The sequence below is a fragment of the Nocardioides sp. GXQ0305 genome, from assembly GCF_050880345.1.
In the GTDB taxonomy this organism is placed as follows: Bacteria; Actinomycetota; Actinomycetes; order Propionibacteriales; family Nocardioidaceae; genus Nocardioides.
Genome location: NZ_JBNYXG010000005.1, coordinates 1 through 16554, shown reverse-complemented (window position 1 = coordinate 16554; position 16554 = coordinate 1). Strand labels below are relative to the sequence as shown.

Genomic DNA, 16554 nt, shown 5'->3' with positions numbered 1-16554 from the left:
GTCAGCCCAGCCGGGCCAGCTCCTCGTCGACGACCGACGGGTCGAGCTTGGTGAACACCGGAGTCGGCTTCCCGATCGGCGTCCCGACGACCACCGCCCGCGACTCCCAGCGCGGGGTCGTGGAGTAGTCGCCGGTGATGACGGGGTACGTCGTCAGCCCCGCGCCGTACCCGGGGTCGAGCTCGTCGACCTCCTCGACGAGAGGCATCGGGACCAGCTCGCCCTCGCCGCCCAGCACCGCGTGGACCCGGTTGGCAGCGTGCGGGAGGAACGGCGCCAGTAGCGTGTTGCAGTCGCTGACGCACTGGGCGGCGACGTGGAGCACGGTCGCCAGCCGCTCCCGCTGCGACTCGTCCTTCATCTTGTAGGGCTCGGTGGCGGTGAGGTACCTGTTCACCTCGCCGACGACCCGCATCGCCTCGGAGATGCCGGCCCGGAGCCGGTGCCGGCCGAGCGCCTCGCCGACGGAGTCGAAGCCGCGTCGCACCGCGTCGAGCACCGCCTCGTCGACGGGCTCGAGCGGGCCCGCGGCGGGGATCTCGCCGAAGCTCTTGGCGAGCATGGTGGCGGTGCGGTTGACCAGGTTGCCCCATCCGGCGACCAGCTCGGAGTTGTTGCGCTGCACGAACTCGGACCAGGTGAAGTCGGCGTCGGACGTCTCCGGCCCGGCTGCGCAGATGAAGTAGCGCAGCGGGTCGGGGCCGTAGCGGGCCAGCACGTCGCCGACCAGGATCACGTGGCCGCGCGAGGTCGAGAACTGCTTGCTCTCCATGGTCATGAACTCGCTCGAGACCACCTCGGTCGGCAGGTTGAGCTCGCCGTACTCGCCGGGCTCGCCGCCGCGGTCGCCCTTGCCGCCGTACGCCAGCAGCTCGGCGGGCCAGATCTGGGAGTGGAAGACGATGTTGTCCTTGCCCATGAAGTAGAACGCCTCGGCGGACCCGTCGTTCCACCACTCCCGCCACCGGTCCGGCTCCCCGAGCCGGCGGGCCCACTCGATGGACGCCGACAGGTAGCCGATGACGGCGTCGAACCAGACGTAGAGCCGCTTGGTCGGCTGGTCCTCCCAGCCGGGGACCGGGATGCCCCAGTCGATGTCGCGGGTCATCGCCCGCGGCCGGATCTCCTCGAGGATGTTCTGGCTGAACTTGATGACGTTGGGCCGCCAGGTGCCGGACGCCTCACGCTCGTCGAGCCACTCCCCCAGGGCGCCGGCGAGGGCGGGCAGGTCGAGGAAGTAGTGCTGGGTCTCGACGAACTGCGGCGTCTCGCCGTTGATCTTGCTCCGCGGGTCGATCAGGTCGGTCGGGTCGAGCTGGTTCCCGCAGTTGTCGCACTGGTCCCCGCGGGCCTCGGGGTAGCCGCAGATCGGGCAGGTGCCCTCGATGTAGCGATCGGGCAGCGTCCGACCGGTCGACGGGCTGATCGCCGACTGCGTGGTCCGCTCGACCATGTAGCCGTTGGCGTGGCAGGTGCGGAACATCTCCTGCACCACCCGGTAGTGGTTCCCGGTCGTGGTCCGGGTGAACAGGTCGTAGGAGAGCCCGAGGTCGACCAGGTCCTGCACGATCACCGCGTTGTTCTTGTCGGCGAGGTCGCGCGCGGTCACGCCCTGCTGGTCGGCGGCGACCAGGATCGGCGTGCCGTGCTCGTCGGTGCCCGAGACCATCAGCACCTCGTGACCGGCCATGCGCATGTAGCGGCTGAACACGTCGGAGGGCACGCCGAACCCGGCCACGTGGCCGATGTGGCGCGGACCGTTGGCGTACGGCCAGGCGACGGCGGACAGGACATGCGTCATGCGGGTGATCCTAGGTGGCGCGGGTGCACCGTCGGCATCCGGTTTCAGGGGGGCGGACTGCGGCACCACCGAGGCTCGCGGCGTGGAGACGGCTCCGGCGGCGGCTGCCGCGCCTTAGTCGAAGCGGTCGATCCGTCGCTGGGTCCGCTGGCGGATCGACGGGAGGCGTTGGTAGAGCCGTTGGCCGGGACAGGCGGTGTCGTTGGTGTCGCGGTGGCCGTCGATGACCGGGAGCCGCACCTTCTCGCCGTCCCGGTACTTGTCGCTGCCGGTCGACGTCGAACGGACCCGCCCGACCGCGTCGCGACCACGCCGGTCGAGCTTCCAGGCCGCCACCCGGACCAGCGCGGTCACCGCACGCGGCCACGGCTTCCGGGAGCTGAGGGTCCCGATCATCGCGACGCCGACGGACTGGTGGTTGAAGCCGAGCGTGTGGGCGCCGCGGACCAGCCGGCTGGGGCCGCCGGAGCGGCCCACCCAGGTGCGACCGAAGCGGTCGACGAGGAAGTTGTAGCCGATGTCGAACCAGCCGAGGCTCTGGGTGTGGTAGCGGTACATCCCCCGGATCAGCCCCGGCACGTCCGAGCGGCTGTAGGAGTTGCCGGTCGCGGTGTGGTGCACGTGCACCTGCTTGAGGCGGTCGTTGTAGTGCGGGCGGCCGTTGCGCCAGCGGTTGTTCGCGCCCCAGTCGCGCCGGGTGAACAGGTCGGGGCGAGGTGCCCGGTCCGCCTCCTCGAGGGTGCCGGTGGACCCCGTCGTTCGCTGCCGCAGGGCCGGCGCCGCCGCCTCGGAGTCGGAGGCCAGCTCGTCGGGCTCGATCAGGACCAGCTGCAGGTCGCGGTGACCGGTCCCCGTGACCCGGACGTCGATGTCGGTGGCCTCGCCGGTCCACACCAGGTCGGTGCCGTGGAGGCCGGACACGCCCTCGCCCACACCGAGGGAGGGCCCGTCGTGCAGCTCCGGCAGGCGCTGCCACGCCTCCCCGGGTGCGGTCCGGACCGCGATCCGGGGGGCGGAGCCACGCCAGGTCGCGCCCACCATGGAGTACGCCGTGGTCTCCAGCCGGCCGGTGCCGGTCGGCAGTCCCACCTCGGCGGCGCGGACGGCCGCGCCCGGGTCGGGGGCCAGACGGACCGTCCGGTCCGCGCGCGGCTCGGCCGGCGCGCCGGACGCGGGCGTGGCCACGGCGGACGCGCCGACCGCGGCCGGGAGGACGAGCAGGGTCACCGCGCCGGCGAGCAGGTCGCGGGCGCGGTCGTGGGGGGCGGAGGGACGTCGCATGACACCAGCATCATGCGTCACACCCGTCCCGAACGTCGACCCCGGGCGCTCGGACGGGGGTCCTCAGGTGAAGTCGAGGTCCCGGGTCCGGCTGCGCTTCAGCTCGAAGAAGTGGGGCACCTGGGCGAGGGCCACGCAGCCGTCCCAGACCTTGCCGGCGTCCTCGCCTCGCGGGGCCTTGTTCAGCACCGGGCCGAAGAAGGCGTAGCCGTCGAAGGCGATCGTGGGGGTCCCGACGTCGTCACCGACCTGGTCCATGCCGAGGTGGTGCGACTTCCTGATCGCGTCGTCGTAGGAGTCGTCGTCCATCGCATCCGCGAGTCCCGTCGGGAGCCCCGCCTCGGCCAGCGCCTCCTCGATCATCGCGCTGTCGAAGTCGCGGCCGTCGTGGTGCCGTCGCGTGCCCAGCGCGGTGTAGAGCGGGAGCAGCGACTCCTTGCCGACGCTCTGCTCGGCCGCCATGCAGACGCGCACCGGGCCCCACTTGTCGGCCAGGGACGCGCGGTAGGAGTCGGGGATGTCCTTGTGCTCGTTGAGGTAGCTGAGGCTCATCACGTGCCAGGTCACCGAGATGTCGCGGACCTTCTCGACCTCGAGGATCCAGCGGGAGGTGATCCAGGCGAACGGACAGGCAGGGTCGAACCAGAAGTCGGCATTGGTCATGTGGAGCCAGAACTCCCCGACCGGGGCTGCTATTCCGTCCGGGCGCGTCAGCGCCGCGGGACCCGGACGCTGGTGGTCGCCCTGCCGGGCAGGACGACCGACGTGCCGGCGTAGGAGACCCGGACGTCGTGGCGTCCCCGACCCAGGCCGCGCACGACCGCCCGCAGCCGGCCGTCGACGACGTCTCCGGTCACCGACTTCCGCCCCACCCTCACCGTGGCCTCGCCACCGGGGTGGTCGACACCCGGCGCCGCGACCCGCAGCCGCACCACCGCGCGGTGGGGCCGACCGGCGGTCTGGACGCGCAGGGTGGGCTCGGTGGTGACCCGGCCCTCGGCCGGCACGGTGACCGAGCGGTCGCGGAAGCCGGTCCGGCTCAGGTCGACCCGCACCGAGAGCCGGTGCCCGACGTCGTCGACGGTGGCGTCGTACGTCGTCCCGGTGGCACCCGGGATCGCCTCGCCGTCCCGCAGCCAGCGGTAGCGGACCTCAGCGTCGTCGGGCGTGTACGTGCCGGGCACGACCGTGAGCCGGTGGGCGCGTTGCGGCCGGCCCTCCAAGGTGAAGGGGCTGGTGACCTCGAACCGGCCGGCCGCGACCGGGGTCGTGGGCTCGGTCTCGACGACGAGCGGGTGGTAGCCCTCCCGACGCGAGACCACCGCCGCGGTGATCCGGCTGCGGATGTGTTCCTGGGTGAGGCGCAGCCGGAGCCCGTCGGCCCCGACGATCCGCTCCCCGTCGGCGTACCAGCGGAAGGCGCGGCTGTCGGCGGACGGGGAGATCGACCCGCCCCGCAGCTGGAGCACCTCGTCGACGCGCGGCGTCCCGGACACGGTCGGGGCGACGTCGGTGGTCAGGGTGCCGCGGCCCACGCGCGGGCTGAGCGCGGTCTTGACCACTCCGGCCTCGTAGCCGCGAGCCTTCCCGGTGACCCGGACGGCGAGCCGCTTGCGGCGCTCGGCCAGGGTCGGCGTGAACGACTTCGTGGTCGCCCCGGCGATGGGCTCGCCGCCCGCCAGCCACTGCACGGTGACCGAGGCGTCCTGGGTCCAGCGGCCGACGTCCACGCGGACGGCGTCGCCGACGGCCGGGGTGCCGACGATCTCCGGCGCCGTGGTCGCGCGCACCGCCTTGTCGTTGAAGTGGATGAACCCCGACGGCCACCCGCTGCCGCCGCGGGTGACGACCTTCCAGCCGAAGTCGCCACCCCAGCTGTCCTCGGAGACGATGATCCGTCGGCGGGAGACGACCTTCTCGACGTACGCCACGTGACCGACCGAGCCGGCCCCGGAGACGTTGGCCCGCCACCAGGCGACCGCGCCGACCATCGGCTTGTCGTCGGTGATCCGGCGCATCTCGGTGCCCCAGTACATCGCGTTGCCGCTGCCGCTCCACGGCCGCTCGTTGTCCATGCCCCCCTTGACCATCCGGTAGGCGGCGTAGTTGGTGCAGTTGTGGCCGGAGTACATCCGCCAGTACATCCGGTGGCCGGCCCGCTTGTAGCCGGCGTGGCCGTAGCCCTCGTCCTTGCACCGGTCGTAGCCGGTGCACAGGTAGGTGATCGAGGCCTGCGACGTGGGCAGCGGACCGAGCAGCGACACCACCACCGCCAGCAGCACGCCCAGCGGCACACCTGCGAGCAGGCGCGCGCGTCGAGACGTGGGGGGCGAGGTCACGGGACGGCATTCAACCTGATGTCAAGGCGGCGCGCCACAAAAACCACAAGATTCTCATCCGACTCAGGCGTCCCTCGCGTGTCTCCCAACCTTTTCCCGCCCCCACGGCGTTGGAGGGGCAGGATGACGAGCCCGAGGGGGTGGCATGGCGGTTCCGGAGGACTTCTCCGACTGGCTGATCGGGCAGCGCTCGGCGCTCCTCCGGTCCGCCCTGCTGCTGACCGGTGACCTCGCGGCGGCCGAGGACCTGGTGCAGGAGGCGGCGATCAAGGTCGCCGCACGCTGGGACCGGCTGCGCGACCAGCAACCCACGGCGTACGCGCGGCGGATCCTCTACCGCGACCACGCCAGCTGGTGGCGCAGGCGCCGGGAGACACCGACGGCCGTCGACCAGGACCGGCCGCTCCCCGGGCCCGACCACGAGCAGCGCAGCGTGCTGCTCGGCGTCCTGGCCGGCCTGCCGCCGGGGCAGCGCGCCGTGATCGTGCTGCGCTACTTCGACGACCTCACCGAGCGCCAGACCGCTGATCTGCTCGGAGTGTCCGTCGGCACCGTCAAGAGCCAGGCCCACGCCGCGCTCACCCGCCTGCGCTCGCACGGCGAGCTGCGCGACCTCGTCGGAGAGGAGACCCGACCATGACCGAGCAGCTCGCCCGCGCCCTGCGTGAGGCGACCGAGGACGTCGCGTCGGCGCTCCAGCCGGAGCAGGTCTGGGAGCGCGCGCGGGTCCGGCGTCGCCGCACCGCCCTGGTGGCCGTCGGCACGGCCGCCGCGTCGGTCGCCGCCGTCGTGGCGGTCGCGGCCGGACTCGCCGGCACCCCCGAGACGCCCGACCCGACGCCGGCCCCGCCGACGCGTACGCCGACGTCCACGCCCAGCCTCGACGACACGGCTTCCGTGGGCGTGGTGAACCGGGCCCAGCTGCTGCCGGCCACCGACCCGATCGACTGGGCGGACCTCCCGGCGTACCCGCGCGACCTCGGCTACTGGCTCTCGCCGGAGCGGCCGGTGCCGCTCGCCGACGACCCGGTGGCCCGCGCCACGACCGCCCTGCAGTACGACCTCGGCGGCGCCGCGAACGTCGTGGTGATCGGCGACGACGGCCGCTGGCGCTCGCTCGACGTCTCGGGCCTCGACCTCGACGATCGCGACGGTGGCGTGCTCGGGCTGCACCGGGGGTCGCTCTCCCCCGACGGCACCCGGCTGGCCCTCGGGGTGGCCGACGGCGTCGCGGTCGTCGACCTCACCACCGCCCGGACCACGACCTTCCCGGTCGCGGGCCTCGGCCCGGTGTGGGGAGGCCGGTACGTCTTCTGGGAGCCGGGCGGCGAGGCGGTGCTGATGTCGCGGGGCTACTGGACGTCGGGCAACGACGCCACGTTCGCCTACCCCGACGGGTGGCGGGTGGACCTCGCGGACGGCCAGGTGTCCCGGGTGCCGTTCGACCCCGAGCACGCCGCGCTCCTGGGCGACGGCAGCGTGCTGGCCGACCACTGGTCGGTCCGCGCCGGCCACGAGTGGGAGCACCACTCCCCCGGGAGCGCGACGTCGCTGGACATCTCCACCGACCTGCTCGGTGTGCTCGACGGCCTCAGCGCGAACGGCGACCTGGTGGTCGCCCGGCGCGAGCTCACGGCCAGGTGGCCGGACCGGGCCTGGGACCGCAGCGGGTTCGTGGCGCTGGACCCGCAGGGAGAGGTCATGTCGATGCTGCCCGTCCGCGGGGTCGACCAGAACGGCGGCGGTGGCCGCGTCGTCGGCTGGGTCGACGAGACCGTCGTGGTGCTGGCGATGCCCGGGCCGGGCGGCAATCCCCTGCGCACCGTCGCGTGGGACGTGGCGACCGGCGAGCTGTGGCGCGGGCCGGAGATGCTCGACAGCTCGCGGGTCTCGCTGGCCGCCCCCTGACCTGTCCCGATTCCGGTCGCCGGCGGCGCCGGTGAGAGGATCGCCGCCATGCCCGGCACCAACCTCACCCGCGACGAGGCCACGACCCGCGCCGACCTGCTCGCGGTGCACACCTACGCCGTCGACCTGGACCTCACGACCGGGCCGGACACGTTCCGCTCGACGACGACGCTGCGGTTCACCTGCAGGGAGCCCGGGAGCGAGACCTTCGCGGAGCTGGTCGACGCGACCGTGCAGTCGATCACCCTCAACGGGCACGCGCTCGACCCGGCGACGGCGTACGCCGACAGCCGGATCGCGCTCCCCGACCTGGCCGCAGACAACGAGCTGGTCGTGGTCGCGGACTGCACCTACAGCCACACCGGCGAGGGCCTGCACCGCTTCGTCGACCCCGTGGACGGTCGCGTCTACTGCTACAGCCAGTTCGAGGTGCCCGACGCCCGTCGGGTCTACACCACCTTCGAGCAGCCCGATCTCAAGGCCCGGTTCACCTTCACCGTCTCCGCCCCCGACCACTGGAAGGTCGTCTCCAACGCACCGACCCCGGAGCCCAAGCCGGCGGGCGACGGCTCGGCCGTGTGGCACTTCCCCGAGACCCGGCCGATGTCGACCTACGTCACCGCGGTCGTCGCCGGCGAGTACCACGAGGAGCTCGCCGGCTACGAGGGCAAGCACGGCACCATCCCGCTCGGCCACTACTGCCGGCAGTCGCTGGTCGAGCACCTCGACCTCGACGAGGTGCTGCTGCTGACCCGGCAGGGCTTCGAGTTCTTCGAGGAGGCCTTCGACCACCCGTACCCGTTCGAGAAGTACGACCAGCTCTACGTGCCGGAGTACAACATGGGCGCGATGGAGAACGCCGGGTGCGTCACCCTCCGCGACGAGTACCTCCCGCGCAGCCGCCAGGACCGCTCGTTCTACGAGTTCCGCGCCGCGGTGATCCTCCACGAGATGGCCCACATGTGGTTCGGCGACCTGGTGACCATGAAGTGGTGGGACGACCTGTGGCTCAACGAGTCGTTCGCCGAGTGGGCCTGCTACCACGCGGCTGTGCAGGCCACGGAGTTCACCGAGTCGTGGACCGGGTTCACCAACTCCCGCAAGCAGACCGGCTACCGGCAGGACCAGCTGCCGAGCACGCACCCGATCGCGGCCGACAACGTCGACCTCCACGCCGTGGAGGTCAACTTCGACATGATCACCTACGCCAAGGGCGCCGCGGTCCTCAAGCAGCTGGTCGCCTGGGTGGGGCTCGACCCGTTCCTCACCGGCCTGCACCAGTACTTCCGCGACCACGCCTACGGCAACAGCACCTTCGCCGACCTGCTCTCGGCGCTCGAGGCCTCCTCGGGCCGCGAGCTCGACGGCTGGGCGGCCGAGTGGCTGCAGACCGCCGGGGTGAACACGCTCGCGCCGGAGTTCGAGCTCGACGACGAGGGCCGCTACGCGACGTTCGCCGTCCGGCAGACCGCCCACCCCGACTGGCCGACGCTGCGACGCCACCGGATCGCGATCGGTCTCTACGACGACGTCGACGGGTCGCTGGTACGCCGCGACCGGATCGAGGTCGACGTCCAGGGCGAGCTGACCACCCTCGACGAGCTCGTCGGCCACCGGCAGCCCGACCTGCTGCTGCTCAACGACGAGGACCTCGCCTACGCCAAGATCCGGCTCGACGAGCGCTCCCTCACCACGGCGGTGGAGGAGCTCGGACGGCTCGACGACTCGCTCGCCCGCGCCGTCGTCTGGGGCGCCGCGTGGGACATGACCCGCGACGCGCAGATGCGCGCCACCGACTTCGTCCACCTGGTGCTGCGCAACATCGCCGCCGAGACCGATCCGTCCGGCCTCTCGACGCTGCCCAGGTTCGCCGTCCTCGCGGCGCACGCCTACTCGGCGCCGGCGCACCGCGAGCAGCTGCTCGACGAGTGGGAGCAGGGCCTGCGGACGCTCGTCGAGCAGGCCGCGGCGGGCACCGACCACCAGCTGACGTTCGTCCGCCACTACGCGCTGGCGGCGCGGAGTGACGGCGCGGTCGGCGACCTGCGTGCGCTGCTCGACGGCTCGTGGACGCCGGAGGGGCTCCAGGTCGACCAGGACCTGCGCTGGACGCTGCTCACCGGCCTGGCGCGCAACGACCGCGTCGACGACGCCGAGATCCTCGCCGAGCAGGAGCGGGACGGGACGATCGTCGGACAGGAGCGCGCCGCGGCCGTGCGCGCCTCACGCCCCACGGCCGAGGCCAAGGCCGAGGCGTGGGACACGGTCATGCAGCAGCAGACCCCGAACGAGACCTCTCGCTCGATCGTGCTCGCGTTCATGCGCCACGGCCAGGCCGACGTGCTGGCGCCGTACCTCGAGGCCTACCTCGAGGCGGCGGAGACGATCTGGGACACCCTCGGCACCCACAAGGCGTCGGTGGTCCTGGAGCACATCTTCCCGAGGCCGCTGGCCTCTCCCGAGCTGCTCGAGCGGGTGGACGCGTGGCTCGCGACCACCCCGGCCAAGGCCGGGGCCCGGCGCTACGTCGCCGAGGGGCGCGCGGACGCCGCGCGAGCTCTCGCGGCGCAGGAGCGCGACGCCCGCGCCTGAGGCGACGACCCAGCGCTCACACGTGACGAGTCTGGGGCGCCCGGGCGTGCTCGGCGAGCTGGGCGACGCCACGGACCAGCCCGCCGACCAGGTCGCCCTCGGCGAACGCCGAGCGCATCTGGAGGACGGCGAGCTCGACCGACTGGTCGTCGAGCACCCGGCGTACGTCGGCTCCGGTGACCACCTCGATCGCCCGCGCCCGCGGGTCGACCATCACCAGCACGCTGCGGTCGGGCGCCACGGAGGCGCTGTGGAGCCGCTCGGCGAAGCCGCGGGGCGTGCCCTCGGCGCGCCCGACGAACACCGAGAACTCGTAGCGGCTGGCCTGCTCGGCCGCCCGGATCGCCTTGTCGATCTCGTGACGGTCGGAGTCGCGGAGCTCACCAGCTGCCACTGGCACCACCCGTGGGTCCGAGCTCGCGCGGTGGTGTGCTCTCGAGCTCACCGGCGGGGCGGTCGGGGCCGCCGAACCACTGGTCGGGTGTCGAGGTGGTGGGCAGCAGCTTCTCGCCCTTGGCCAGCGCCGGCGTGAGCACCAGGCCGACGATGACGACGAAGAGCACCGCCGGCAGGGCGAAGATCACCGTCAGCATCTGCAGCAGGCTCACGTCGTCGGGGGTGCTCCAACCCTCGGGCACCTCGGCGTGGGCGGGGGCCGCCGCCAGCAGCGACAGCACGGCGGCCGTCAGGACCACACCGGTCCGGCGGGCGAGGCGGGTCGTCGTCGGGGTCACGCGCCGAGGATATCGGAAGCCGGCACCGCGGACGGAGGACCCGTCGTGGGGCACCCCGACGAGTCTCCGGCGGAGTCCCGACGTCGACTCCGTCACATTGTCCGCCGTCCCGCGTGCACCGATTTTGGATGCCGCGCGAGATCGCAATACTGGGTCTCCATGTGGCAGCTCACGACGACCAACCCCTGCGCGACCGACGAGGCGGTGTGCAACTACGTGAGGGACACCACGGGCAGTGACCAGGCGGCGTGGGTCGCCAAGTTCCTGATCGGGAGCCCGCTCGCGGTCGCGGGGCTGATCCTCCTCTTCTTCGTGCTCCGCTGGGCCCTCAACCGCCTCGTCGACCGGCTGGTGAAGCGCGCCGAGTCCGGCGCGCTCACCGCGAAGGTCGGCCGGCTCTCGCTGGGCGCCGGACGCGCCAAGGCGCCCAGCCCGACCGAGCTGGCCACCGCGACCCGGCGGGTCCAGCGGGCCAAGGCGATGGGCTCGCTGCTCAAGAGCGTCATCACCGGCGTGCTGCTCGCGGTGATCGGCACCATGGTGCTGGCCGAGGTCGGCGTCAACGTCGGGCCGATCATCGCCAGCGCCGGCATCGTCGGCATCGCGCTGGGCTTCGGCGCGCAGAGCCTGGTGAGCGACTACCTCGCCGGCGTGTTCATGGTCTTCGAGGACCAGTACGGCGTCGGCGACGAGGTCGACCTCGGCGAGGCGATCGGCACCGTGGAGGCGGTCAGCCTGCGGGTCACCCGGGTGCGCGACGTCAACGGCACCGTCTGGTACGTCCGCAACGGCGAGATCGTCCGCGTCGGCAACATGTCCCAGAACTGGGCCCGCACGGTGCTCGACGTCAGCGTCGGCTACCAGGAGGACCTCGCCCGGGTGCGGCGGGTCCTCGAGGACGTCGCGCACGACATGTGGGAGGACGAGGACTTCAAGGGCCGGATCATCGAGGAGCCCTCGGTGTGGGGGGTCCAGGAGCTCGGCATCGACGGCGTCGTCGTCCGGGTCGCGCTCAAGACCGCGCCGCTCGAGCAGTGGGCGGTGGCCCGCGAGATGCGGATGCGGATCAAGACCCGCTTCGACCACGAGGGCATCGAGATCCCGTTCCCGCAGCGCATGGTCTGGCACCGCTCGACCGCGGACCAGGACGGCGAGCCCGCGCCCGCGACCACCGCGGAGCCGTCCGCGTGACCGCCCGGCACAATGAGCCGGTGACCACGTTCTACGAGGAGGTCGGCGGGTTCGAGACGTTCCGCCGGATCGTCCACCGCTTCTACGAGGGCGTGGCCGAGGACGAGGTGCTGCGGGCTCTCTACCCGGAGGAGGACCTCGGCCCGGCCGAGGAGCGGTTCCTGCTCTTCCTCGTGCAGTACTGGGGTGGCCCGACGACGTACTCCGACACCCGCGGTCATCCGCGGCTGCGGATGCGGCACGCGCCGTTCGCGGTGACGCCGGAGGCGGCGCAGCGGTGGCTGGTGCACTTCCGCGAGGGCCTGGACTCGGTGGACCTCACCCCGGAGCAGGACGCGCGGTTCTGGGACTACGTCACGCACGCCGCCCAGTTCATGGTCAACACGTTCGAACAGCCGCAGTGAGCCGCTCGCGGTAGTCGTCGGCCGGCTTCGCCGGCTTCCCGGTGGCGGGGTCGACGAACACCACCACGACGCGGGCCCGCGACAGCACGGTGTCGCCGTCGCAGATCTCGCCCTGCACGGTCATCGAGGTCGACCCGACGTCGGAGACCCAGGACCAGGAGTCATAGGGCTCGGGCCGGAACAGGATCGGCACCGCGTAGTCGACGTCGATCCGGGCGACCACGACCGGCGGCGGACGGCCTTCGTCGCCGAGCCCCTCCCACAGTCGTCCGAACAGCCGGATCCGGGACTCCTGGAAGTACTCGAAGTACTTCACGTTGTTGGTGTGGCCGTAGACGTCCACGTCGGAGAACCGGACGTGGACCGGGTAGTGTCCGAGCTCGTCCCGGACCGGGTCGACCCGCCGGGACCGCACCGGCTCGCCGGTCTCGAGGTAGCGCTCGAGCGCCTGCCGCTCCTCGGCCGAGATGCGCCGCGGCCGCTCGGTGGCGAACACGTACGGGGTCAGCACCGTGCTGGCGCGGGCATAGACACGTCGGCCGTCGTCGGTGTCGTGGAAGATCTCGTAGGCCAGCGTGAACGACGCGGCCCGGATCTCGGTCACCCACACCTCGATGCTCACGGTCTCCCGGCCGAACATGAGGGGCGCGGCGTACGACACCTCGTGTCGGACGACCACCACGCCCTCGACCAGCCCGCCCTCGGCGGTCGCCTGCGGTCCGTGGTGGCGCAGCAGGTCGACCCGGGCCTCCTGGAGGTAGTCGACGTACGTCACGTTGTTGACGTGGCCGAGCAGGTCGAGGTCGGCCCAGCGCATCGGGCACTCGTAGCGGTGGCGCACGGGTGCGACTCTGCCAGAGAGCAGCTCTTCCCGCGGATCGCGGGCAGGAGCACACTGGAGGCGTGGACACCGTCCGCGAAGCGCTCCTGATCGCCGTGTGCGCCCTGGTCTCGATCGCTGCCGTCGTGCCGCTCGTCATCGTGTGGCGCGACGACCACAAGTGGCTGGACCGGCAGGGTCGTTGAGCGCGCCCAAGGGCTCAGCGCATCCGGGCGAGGTCCCGTCGGACGTAGCGCAGGTGCGCCCACTCCTCCTCCAGGATCACGCGGAGGCAGTCGCCGACGCTCGGACGCCAGCCGAAGCCCCACGGGTCCTCGCGTTCCTCCGCGAGCAGCTCTGCCGTGACCGTGGCCAGGAAGTCGGTCACCAGCTGCTGTCGCTCGGCCCGCACGGCGAGGATCTCGTCGTACGTCGGCTGGTCCGCACGGAAGACCGACAGGTCGAAGCCCATCTCCTCGGCACCGGTGAAGATCTGGCCGATCTCATGGAAGGGCTGCTCGATCCGCAGGATCCCGCCGCGGAGCCAGGCGTCGGTCGCCAGGACGAGGTGGCGCAGGGTCTGGGCCAGCGACCACTCGTCGTCCACCTGGGCGTCCACCAGTTCCCGGGGTGTGTCCGCCACGGTTGTCCGCCACGCGGCCCGGACGGCGACCCACCCCTCGCGCAGGCCGTCGGGCGTCTGCGCCCTCTGCAGCTCGCGACCCGGGAACTGCCGGTTGAGCTCGGCGTCGACGAGCGGCACCACGTCGACCCCGTTGACGACGAGGCTGCCCTGGAACAGGTCGTGGCTGTCGATGTCGAGTCCGTCCACGTCGACGCCGCGCATCGTCACCCCGCTGACGTCGGAGAACCGCACGGTCGCGCCCTTGAGGCTCGACCTGACGAACGTCGCGCCCTCGAACTCCCGGGTCGCGGAAAAGGTCGTCATCGCCCCATCATCCCCGCCCCGAGGCTCGGCTACGTTGGCCGCGAGACCGACCCACCATGGTGGACTTCGGTCCCGAGCACGGCACACGGGCCACGAGGGAGCCGCCGATGGACGACTGGCGGAGGGTCACGCGGGCGGTGTTCGCCCGGCACAGCAATCCCTGGAGCGCATGGACGAGGTGGGCGAGCACGCCGCTGCTGCTCCTCCCGGTGTGGCGACACAGCTGGCGCGACGCGGCGCTGGTCGGCGTGTGGATGGCGGCCAACCCGGTGGTGTTCAGCCCGCCCGCGGACGAGCGGGCGTGGGCGACCCGGGCGATCCTCGGTGAGGAGCAGTGGATCGCCGAGCGACCGATCGACGTCGCCCTGGCAGTCGACGCCGCCGCGACCGCGGCGGGGCTGGTCGCGCTGGTCGCCGCCCACCGGCACCGCGCGAGGGCGGCCACCGCGGCCACGGTGCTGGAGATGGGGCTGCTGATGGCGTACTGGGAGCTGATGGCTCGCTACCACGACCGCCACCGTGGTCTCACCGCGGGCGCGGCGGAGTCCCGGTGACCACGTCGGTCCAGGTGCTGTCCGGGCCCCTCGACGACGAGCGGCGCGGCGCTCTGGTCTTCGACGGTCACCTGCTGGTGTTCACGAGCGTGCCCGCCCTCGTCGAGCTGGCGGAGCTGAGCCAGGAGGTGATCCCGGACCCCGTACGGGAGACCGACATCGAGCAGGTGAAGGACCAGTTCCGACGGAACCCGCGCGTCGTCGGGCTCGTCCGGGTCGCCCTGGAACAGGTGGGTCTGGAACCCGCGCGCACCTACTGGGACCGGCCCCGGCTGCGCATCGTCCCGCCGGCCACCGATCGCGAGGTCGGGACCATCGGTTTCCACCGGGACACCTGGGGCTCCAACCTGCTCGCCCAGACCAACTGGTGGCTCCCGCTGCGCCCCCTCACCCACGAGCGCACCATCGCGTTCTATCCCGAGTACTGGTCGAAGCCGATCGCGAACACCAGCGCCGACTGGGACCTCGCCGCGATCCGCGAACGCCGACGCGCCGGGCTGCCGCTCGGAGACCTGCCGATCGTCCCGTCACCGACCACGCCGCCACGCACCGACTCCGAGCTCAGGGTGGTGCTGGAGCCCGGTGACCTCCTCTGCTTCTCCGGAGCCCACCTGCACGCGAGCGTCCCGAACACCTCGGCAGGAACCCGGGTGAGCGCGGAGCTGCGCACGATCAACAGTGACGACCTCGCGCACGGACGTGGCGCCCCCGACCTCGACGGGGACGCTCCCGGGACGCAGTTCCAGTGGTTCAGGTCGATCACCGACGGCTCGCCGCTCCGCGGCAGCGACGGTGGCACCTCCCCTCCTCCCCCCGACGGCGATCCCGGCTGAGCCGCCGAGGGCCCCCTTCCCCCCGGGTGGCCACGGCGCCAGACTGCACCCATGGCCGTCGTCCTCAGACTCACCGTGTCGCCCGCGACTCGGGAGCAGTTCAACGCGCTGGACGACCTGGTGGGCGACGCCATGTCATCCGCCGGAGGACCACCTGCCGGACTGATGTCCCACGTGGTCCATCCGGAAGGCGATGGCTTCGTCATCGCCGACGTGTGGCGCTCGGAGACCGAGGGCCGCGACGTCCGCCAGCAGCCCGGCCGACGACGGCTGCCCGGTCCCGAGGCGTCGCGGGCGGTGCTGGACTGGGCGAGATCGTCCGGGCACGAGCGGCTCAGGCCACGGTCTGGGACTGGAACGTCGCTTCTCGCGCCGTCCTCGCCAAGCTCGGATTCGTCGAGACCGGGCGTGAGGACACCAGCCACGGGTCCAACCTGGTCCTGTCGAAGCAGCTCTGACCGGCGGACCCTGCCCCTCCGCACGGTTCTCAGCGCTGGATCTCGATCAGGAGGACCCAGGCATTCAAGGTGCAGGCGATGAACGCTGCGACGACGCCGGCCAGGACCCAGTACAGCCCGCCGCCGGTCCCGAGGACGAGACTGACCCCACCCAGCAGCAGCAGGAGGGCGGGGGCCAGGAGGATCGCGATCGGGAACAGGAACCAGTGCAGCGGATCGCCGGGAGCCCTCTTCATCGGAAGGTGGCTGACCAGGATCAACGTTGCCAGGGCTCCAGAAGCGACCACGGTCTCTACTCCCAAGGCGCTGCGGCCCTGTCCCGGGACGAGGGTGAACAAAGCGATCGCGAGGACCACCACCAGGGTGCCCAGCGTGGCGGCCGCCCGGGCTGGCAGACGCGGATACTGCAGGATCCGTTCGAGGTTGATGGACACGGCGACGAACAACAACCCGGTCAGTGCAGCCGCCGCGCCGGCAACGGCGACTCCGAAGTCACTCCATGCTTCCGCGTGGTACACGCGCAGAGTCTAGGAGCGGCGCTGGGTGCGATGCCGGGTCGCCAGATGCCCGCGGCCGCTCGCATGCCACTGGCCCCGCCCGGGTGGCGGGGTGCGGGGCGGGGTCAATCTCGGGGTGGTGGCCGGCGGTCGACGGAGACGTCGCGGGTGCCGGTGTGGTCGCGGAGGTACT

17 protein-coding genes are annotated in these 16554 nt (G+C 72.2%); 8 read left to right on the top strand and 9 right to left on the bottom strand.

The window, feature by feature from the left end:
* Position 1: 1 nt before the first annotated feature.
* The 4 genes from metG to ACQ1X7_RS13770 form a co-directional block, all read right to left on the bottom strand.
* Complete coding sequence (gene metG / locus ACQ1X7_RS13785) at positions 2–1801, bottom strand: methionine--tRNA ligase (RefSeq protein ID WP_432478789.1); 1800 nt, start codon at positions 1799–1801, stop codon at positions 2–4.
* 114 nt (positions 1802–1915) lie between these two features.
* Positions 1916–3082, bottom strand: coding sequence for an N-acetylmuramoyl-L-alanine amidase (locus ACQ1X7_RS13780; protein WP_432478788.1), 1167 nt, complete (start codon positions 3080–3082; stop codon positions 1916–1918).
* Positions 3083–3145: 63 nt separating this feature from the next.
* Entirely contained in the window at positions 3146–3745 is a 600-nt protein-coding gene (locus ACQ1X7_RS13775; protein WP_432478787.1) for a DsbA family protein, read from the bottom strand.
* Between the two features lie 47 nt (positions 3746–3792).
* Positions 3793–5421 carry a CHAP domain-containing protein gene (locus tag ACQ1X7_RS13770; protein ID WP_432478786.1) on the bottom strand — a complete coding sequence of 543 codons (1629 nt, stop codon included), beginning with the start codon at positions 5419–5421 and terminating at the stop codon, positions 3793–3795.
* 145 nt (positions 5422–5566) lie between these two features.
* Here ACQ1X7_RS13770 and ACQ1X7_RS13765 point away from each other — a divergent pair, with 145 nt between their 5' ends.
* The 3 genes from ACQ1X7_RS13765 to pepN are packed head-to-tail and all read left to right on the top strand — an operon-like array spanning position 5567 to position 9921.
* On the top strand, positions 5567–6061 hold the full coding sequence (locus ACQ1X7_RS13765) for a SigE family RNA polymerase sigma factor (RefSeq protein ID WP_432478785.1): 495 nt from the start codon (positions 5567–5569) through the stop codon (positions 6059–6061).
* A complete protein-coding gene (locus ACQ1X7_RS13760; protein ID WP_432478784.1) occupies positions 6058–7329 on the top strand; it encodes a hypothetical protein in 1272 nt (423 codons plus the stop codon). The genes ACQ1X7_RS13765 and ACQ1X7_RS13760 overlap by 4 nt, the downstream gene beginning before the upstream one ends.
* A gap of 48 nt (positions 7330–7377) precedes the next feature.
* On the top strand, positions 7378–9921 hold the full coding sequence (pepN, locus tag ACQ1X7_RS13755; protein ID WP_432478783.1) for an aminopeptidase N: 2544 nt from the start codon (positions 7378–7380) through the stop codon (positions 9919–9921).
* Positions 9922–9937: 16 nt separating this feature from the next.
* On the opposite strand, the gene ACQ1X7_RS13750 is transcribed toward pepN, so the two are convergent.
* The gene (locus ACQ1X7_RS13750) at positions 9938–10315 is read right to left on the bottom strand and encodes a DUF5130 family protein (RefSeq protein WP_432478782.1); all 378 of its coding nucleotides are present in this window, start codon (positions 10313–10315) and stop codon (positions 9938–9940) included.
* Positions 10302–10655 carry a hypothetical protein gene (locus tag ACQ1X7_RS13745; RefSeq protein WP_432478781.1) on the bottom strand — a complete coding sequence of 118 codons (354 nt, stop codon included), beginning with the start codon at positions 10653–10655 and terminating at the stop codon, positions 10302–10304. The genes ACQ1X7_RS13750 and ACQ1X7_RS13745 overlap by 14 nt, the downstream gene beginning before the upstream one ends.
* A gap of 159 nt (positions 10656–10814) precedes the next feature.
* On the opposite strand from ACQ1X7_RS13745, the gene ACQ1X7_RS13740 reads away from it, so the two are divergent.
* Positions 10815–11846: a mechanosensitive ion channel family protein gene (locus tag ACQ1X7_RS13740; protein WP_432478780.1), complete on the top strand. Its 1032-nt coding sequence runs from the start codon at positions 10815–10817 to the stop codon at positions 11844–11846.
* Positions 11847–11866: 20 nt separating this feature from the next.
* Positions 11867–12250: a globin gene (locus tag ACQ1X7_RS13735; RefSeq protein WP_432478779.1), complete on the top strand. Its 384-nt coding sequence runs from the start codon at positions 11867–11869 to the stop codon at positions 12248–12250.
* Here the strand turns inward: ACQ1X7_RS13735 and ACQ1X7_RS13730 are convergent.
* Complete coding sequence (locus ACQ1X7_RS13730; RefSeq protein ID WP_432478778.1) at positions 12225–13091, bottom strand: acyl-CoA thioesterase; 867 nt, start codon at positions 13089–13091, stop codon at positions 12225–12227. The genes ACQ1X7_RS13735 and ACQ1X7_RS13730 overlap by 26 nt on opposite strands.
* Before the next feature lie 62 nt (positions 13092–13153).
* Here ACQ1X7_RS13730 and ACQ1X7_RS13725 point away from each other — a divergent pair, with 62 nt between their 5' ends.
* On the top strand, positions 13154–13276 hold the full coding sequence (locus ACQ1X7_RS13725; RefSeq protein WP_432478777.1) for a hypothetical protein: 123 nt from the start codon (positions 13154–13156) through the stop codon (positions 13274–13276).
* A gap of 14 nt (positions 13277–13290) precedes the next feature.
* Here ACQ1X7_RS13725 and ACQ1X7_RS13720 read toward each other — a convergent pair whose 3' ends face one another.
* Positions 13291–14019, bottom strand: coding sequence for a DinB family protein (locus ACQ1X7_RS13720; RefSeq protein WP_432478776.1), 729 nt, complete (start codon positions 14017–14019; stop codon positions 13291–13293).
* 107 nt (positions 14020–14126) lie between these two features.
* Between ACQ1X7_RS13720 and ACQ1X7_RS13715 the strand changes: the two genes are divergently transcribed.
* Positions 14127–14573: a DUF6653 family protein gene (locus tag ACQ1X7_RS13715; RefSeq protein WP_432478775.1), complete on the top strand. Its 447-nt coding sequence runs from the start codon at positions 14127–14129 to the stop codon at positions 14571–14573.
* Entirely contained in the window at positions 14570–15406 is an 837-nt protein-coding gene (locus ACQ1X7_RS13710) for a hypothetical protein (protein ID WP_432478774.1), read from the top strand. Before ACQ1X7_RS13715 ends, ACQ1X7_RS13710 begins: the two co-directional genes overlap by 4 nt.
* Positions 15407–15893: 487 nt before the next feature.
* On the opposite strand, the gene ACQ1X7_RS13705 is transcribed toward ACQ1X7_RS13710, so the two are convergent.
* On the bottom strand, positions 15894–16382 hold the full coding sequence (locus ACQ1X7_RS13705) for a hypothetical protein (RefSeq protein ID WP_432478773.1): 489 nt from the start codon (positions 16380–16382) through the stop codon (positions 15894–15896).
* Positions 16383–16554 lie beyond the last annotated feature (172 nt).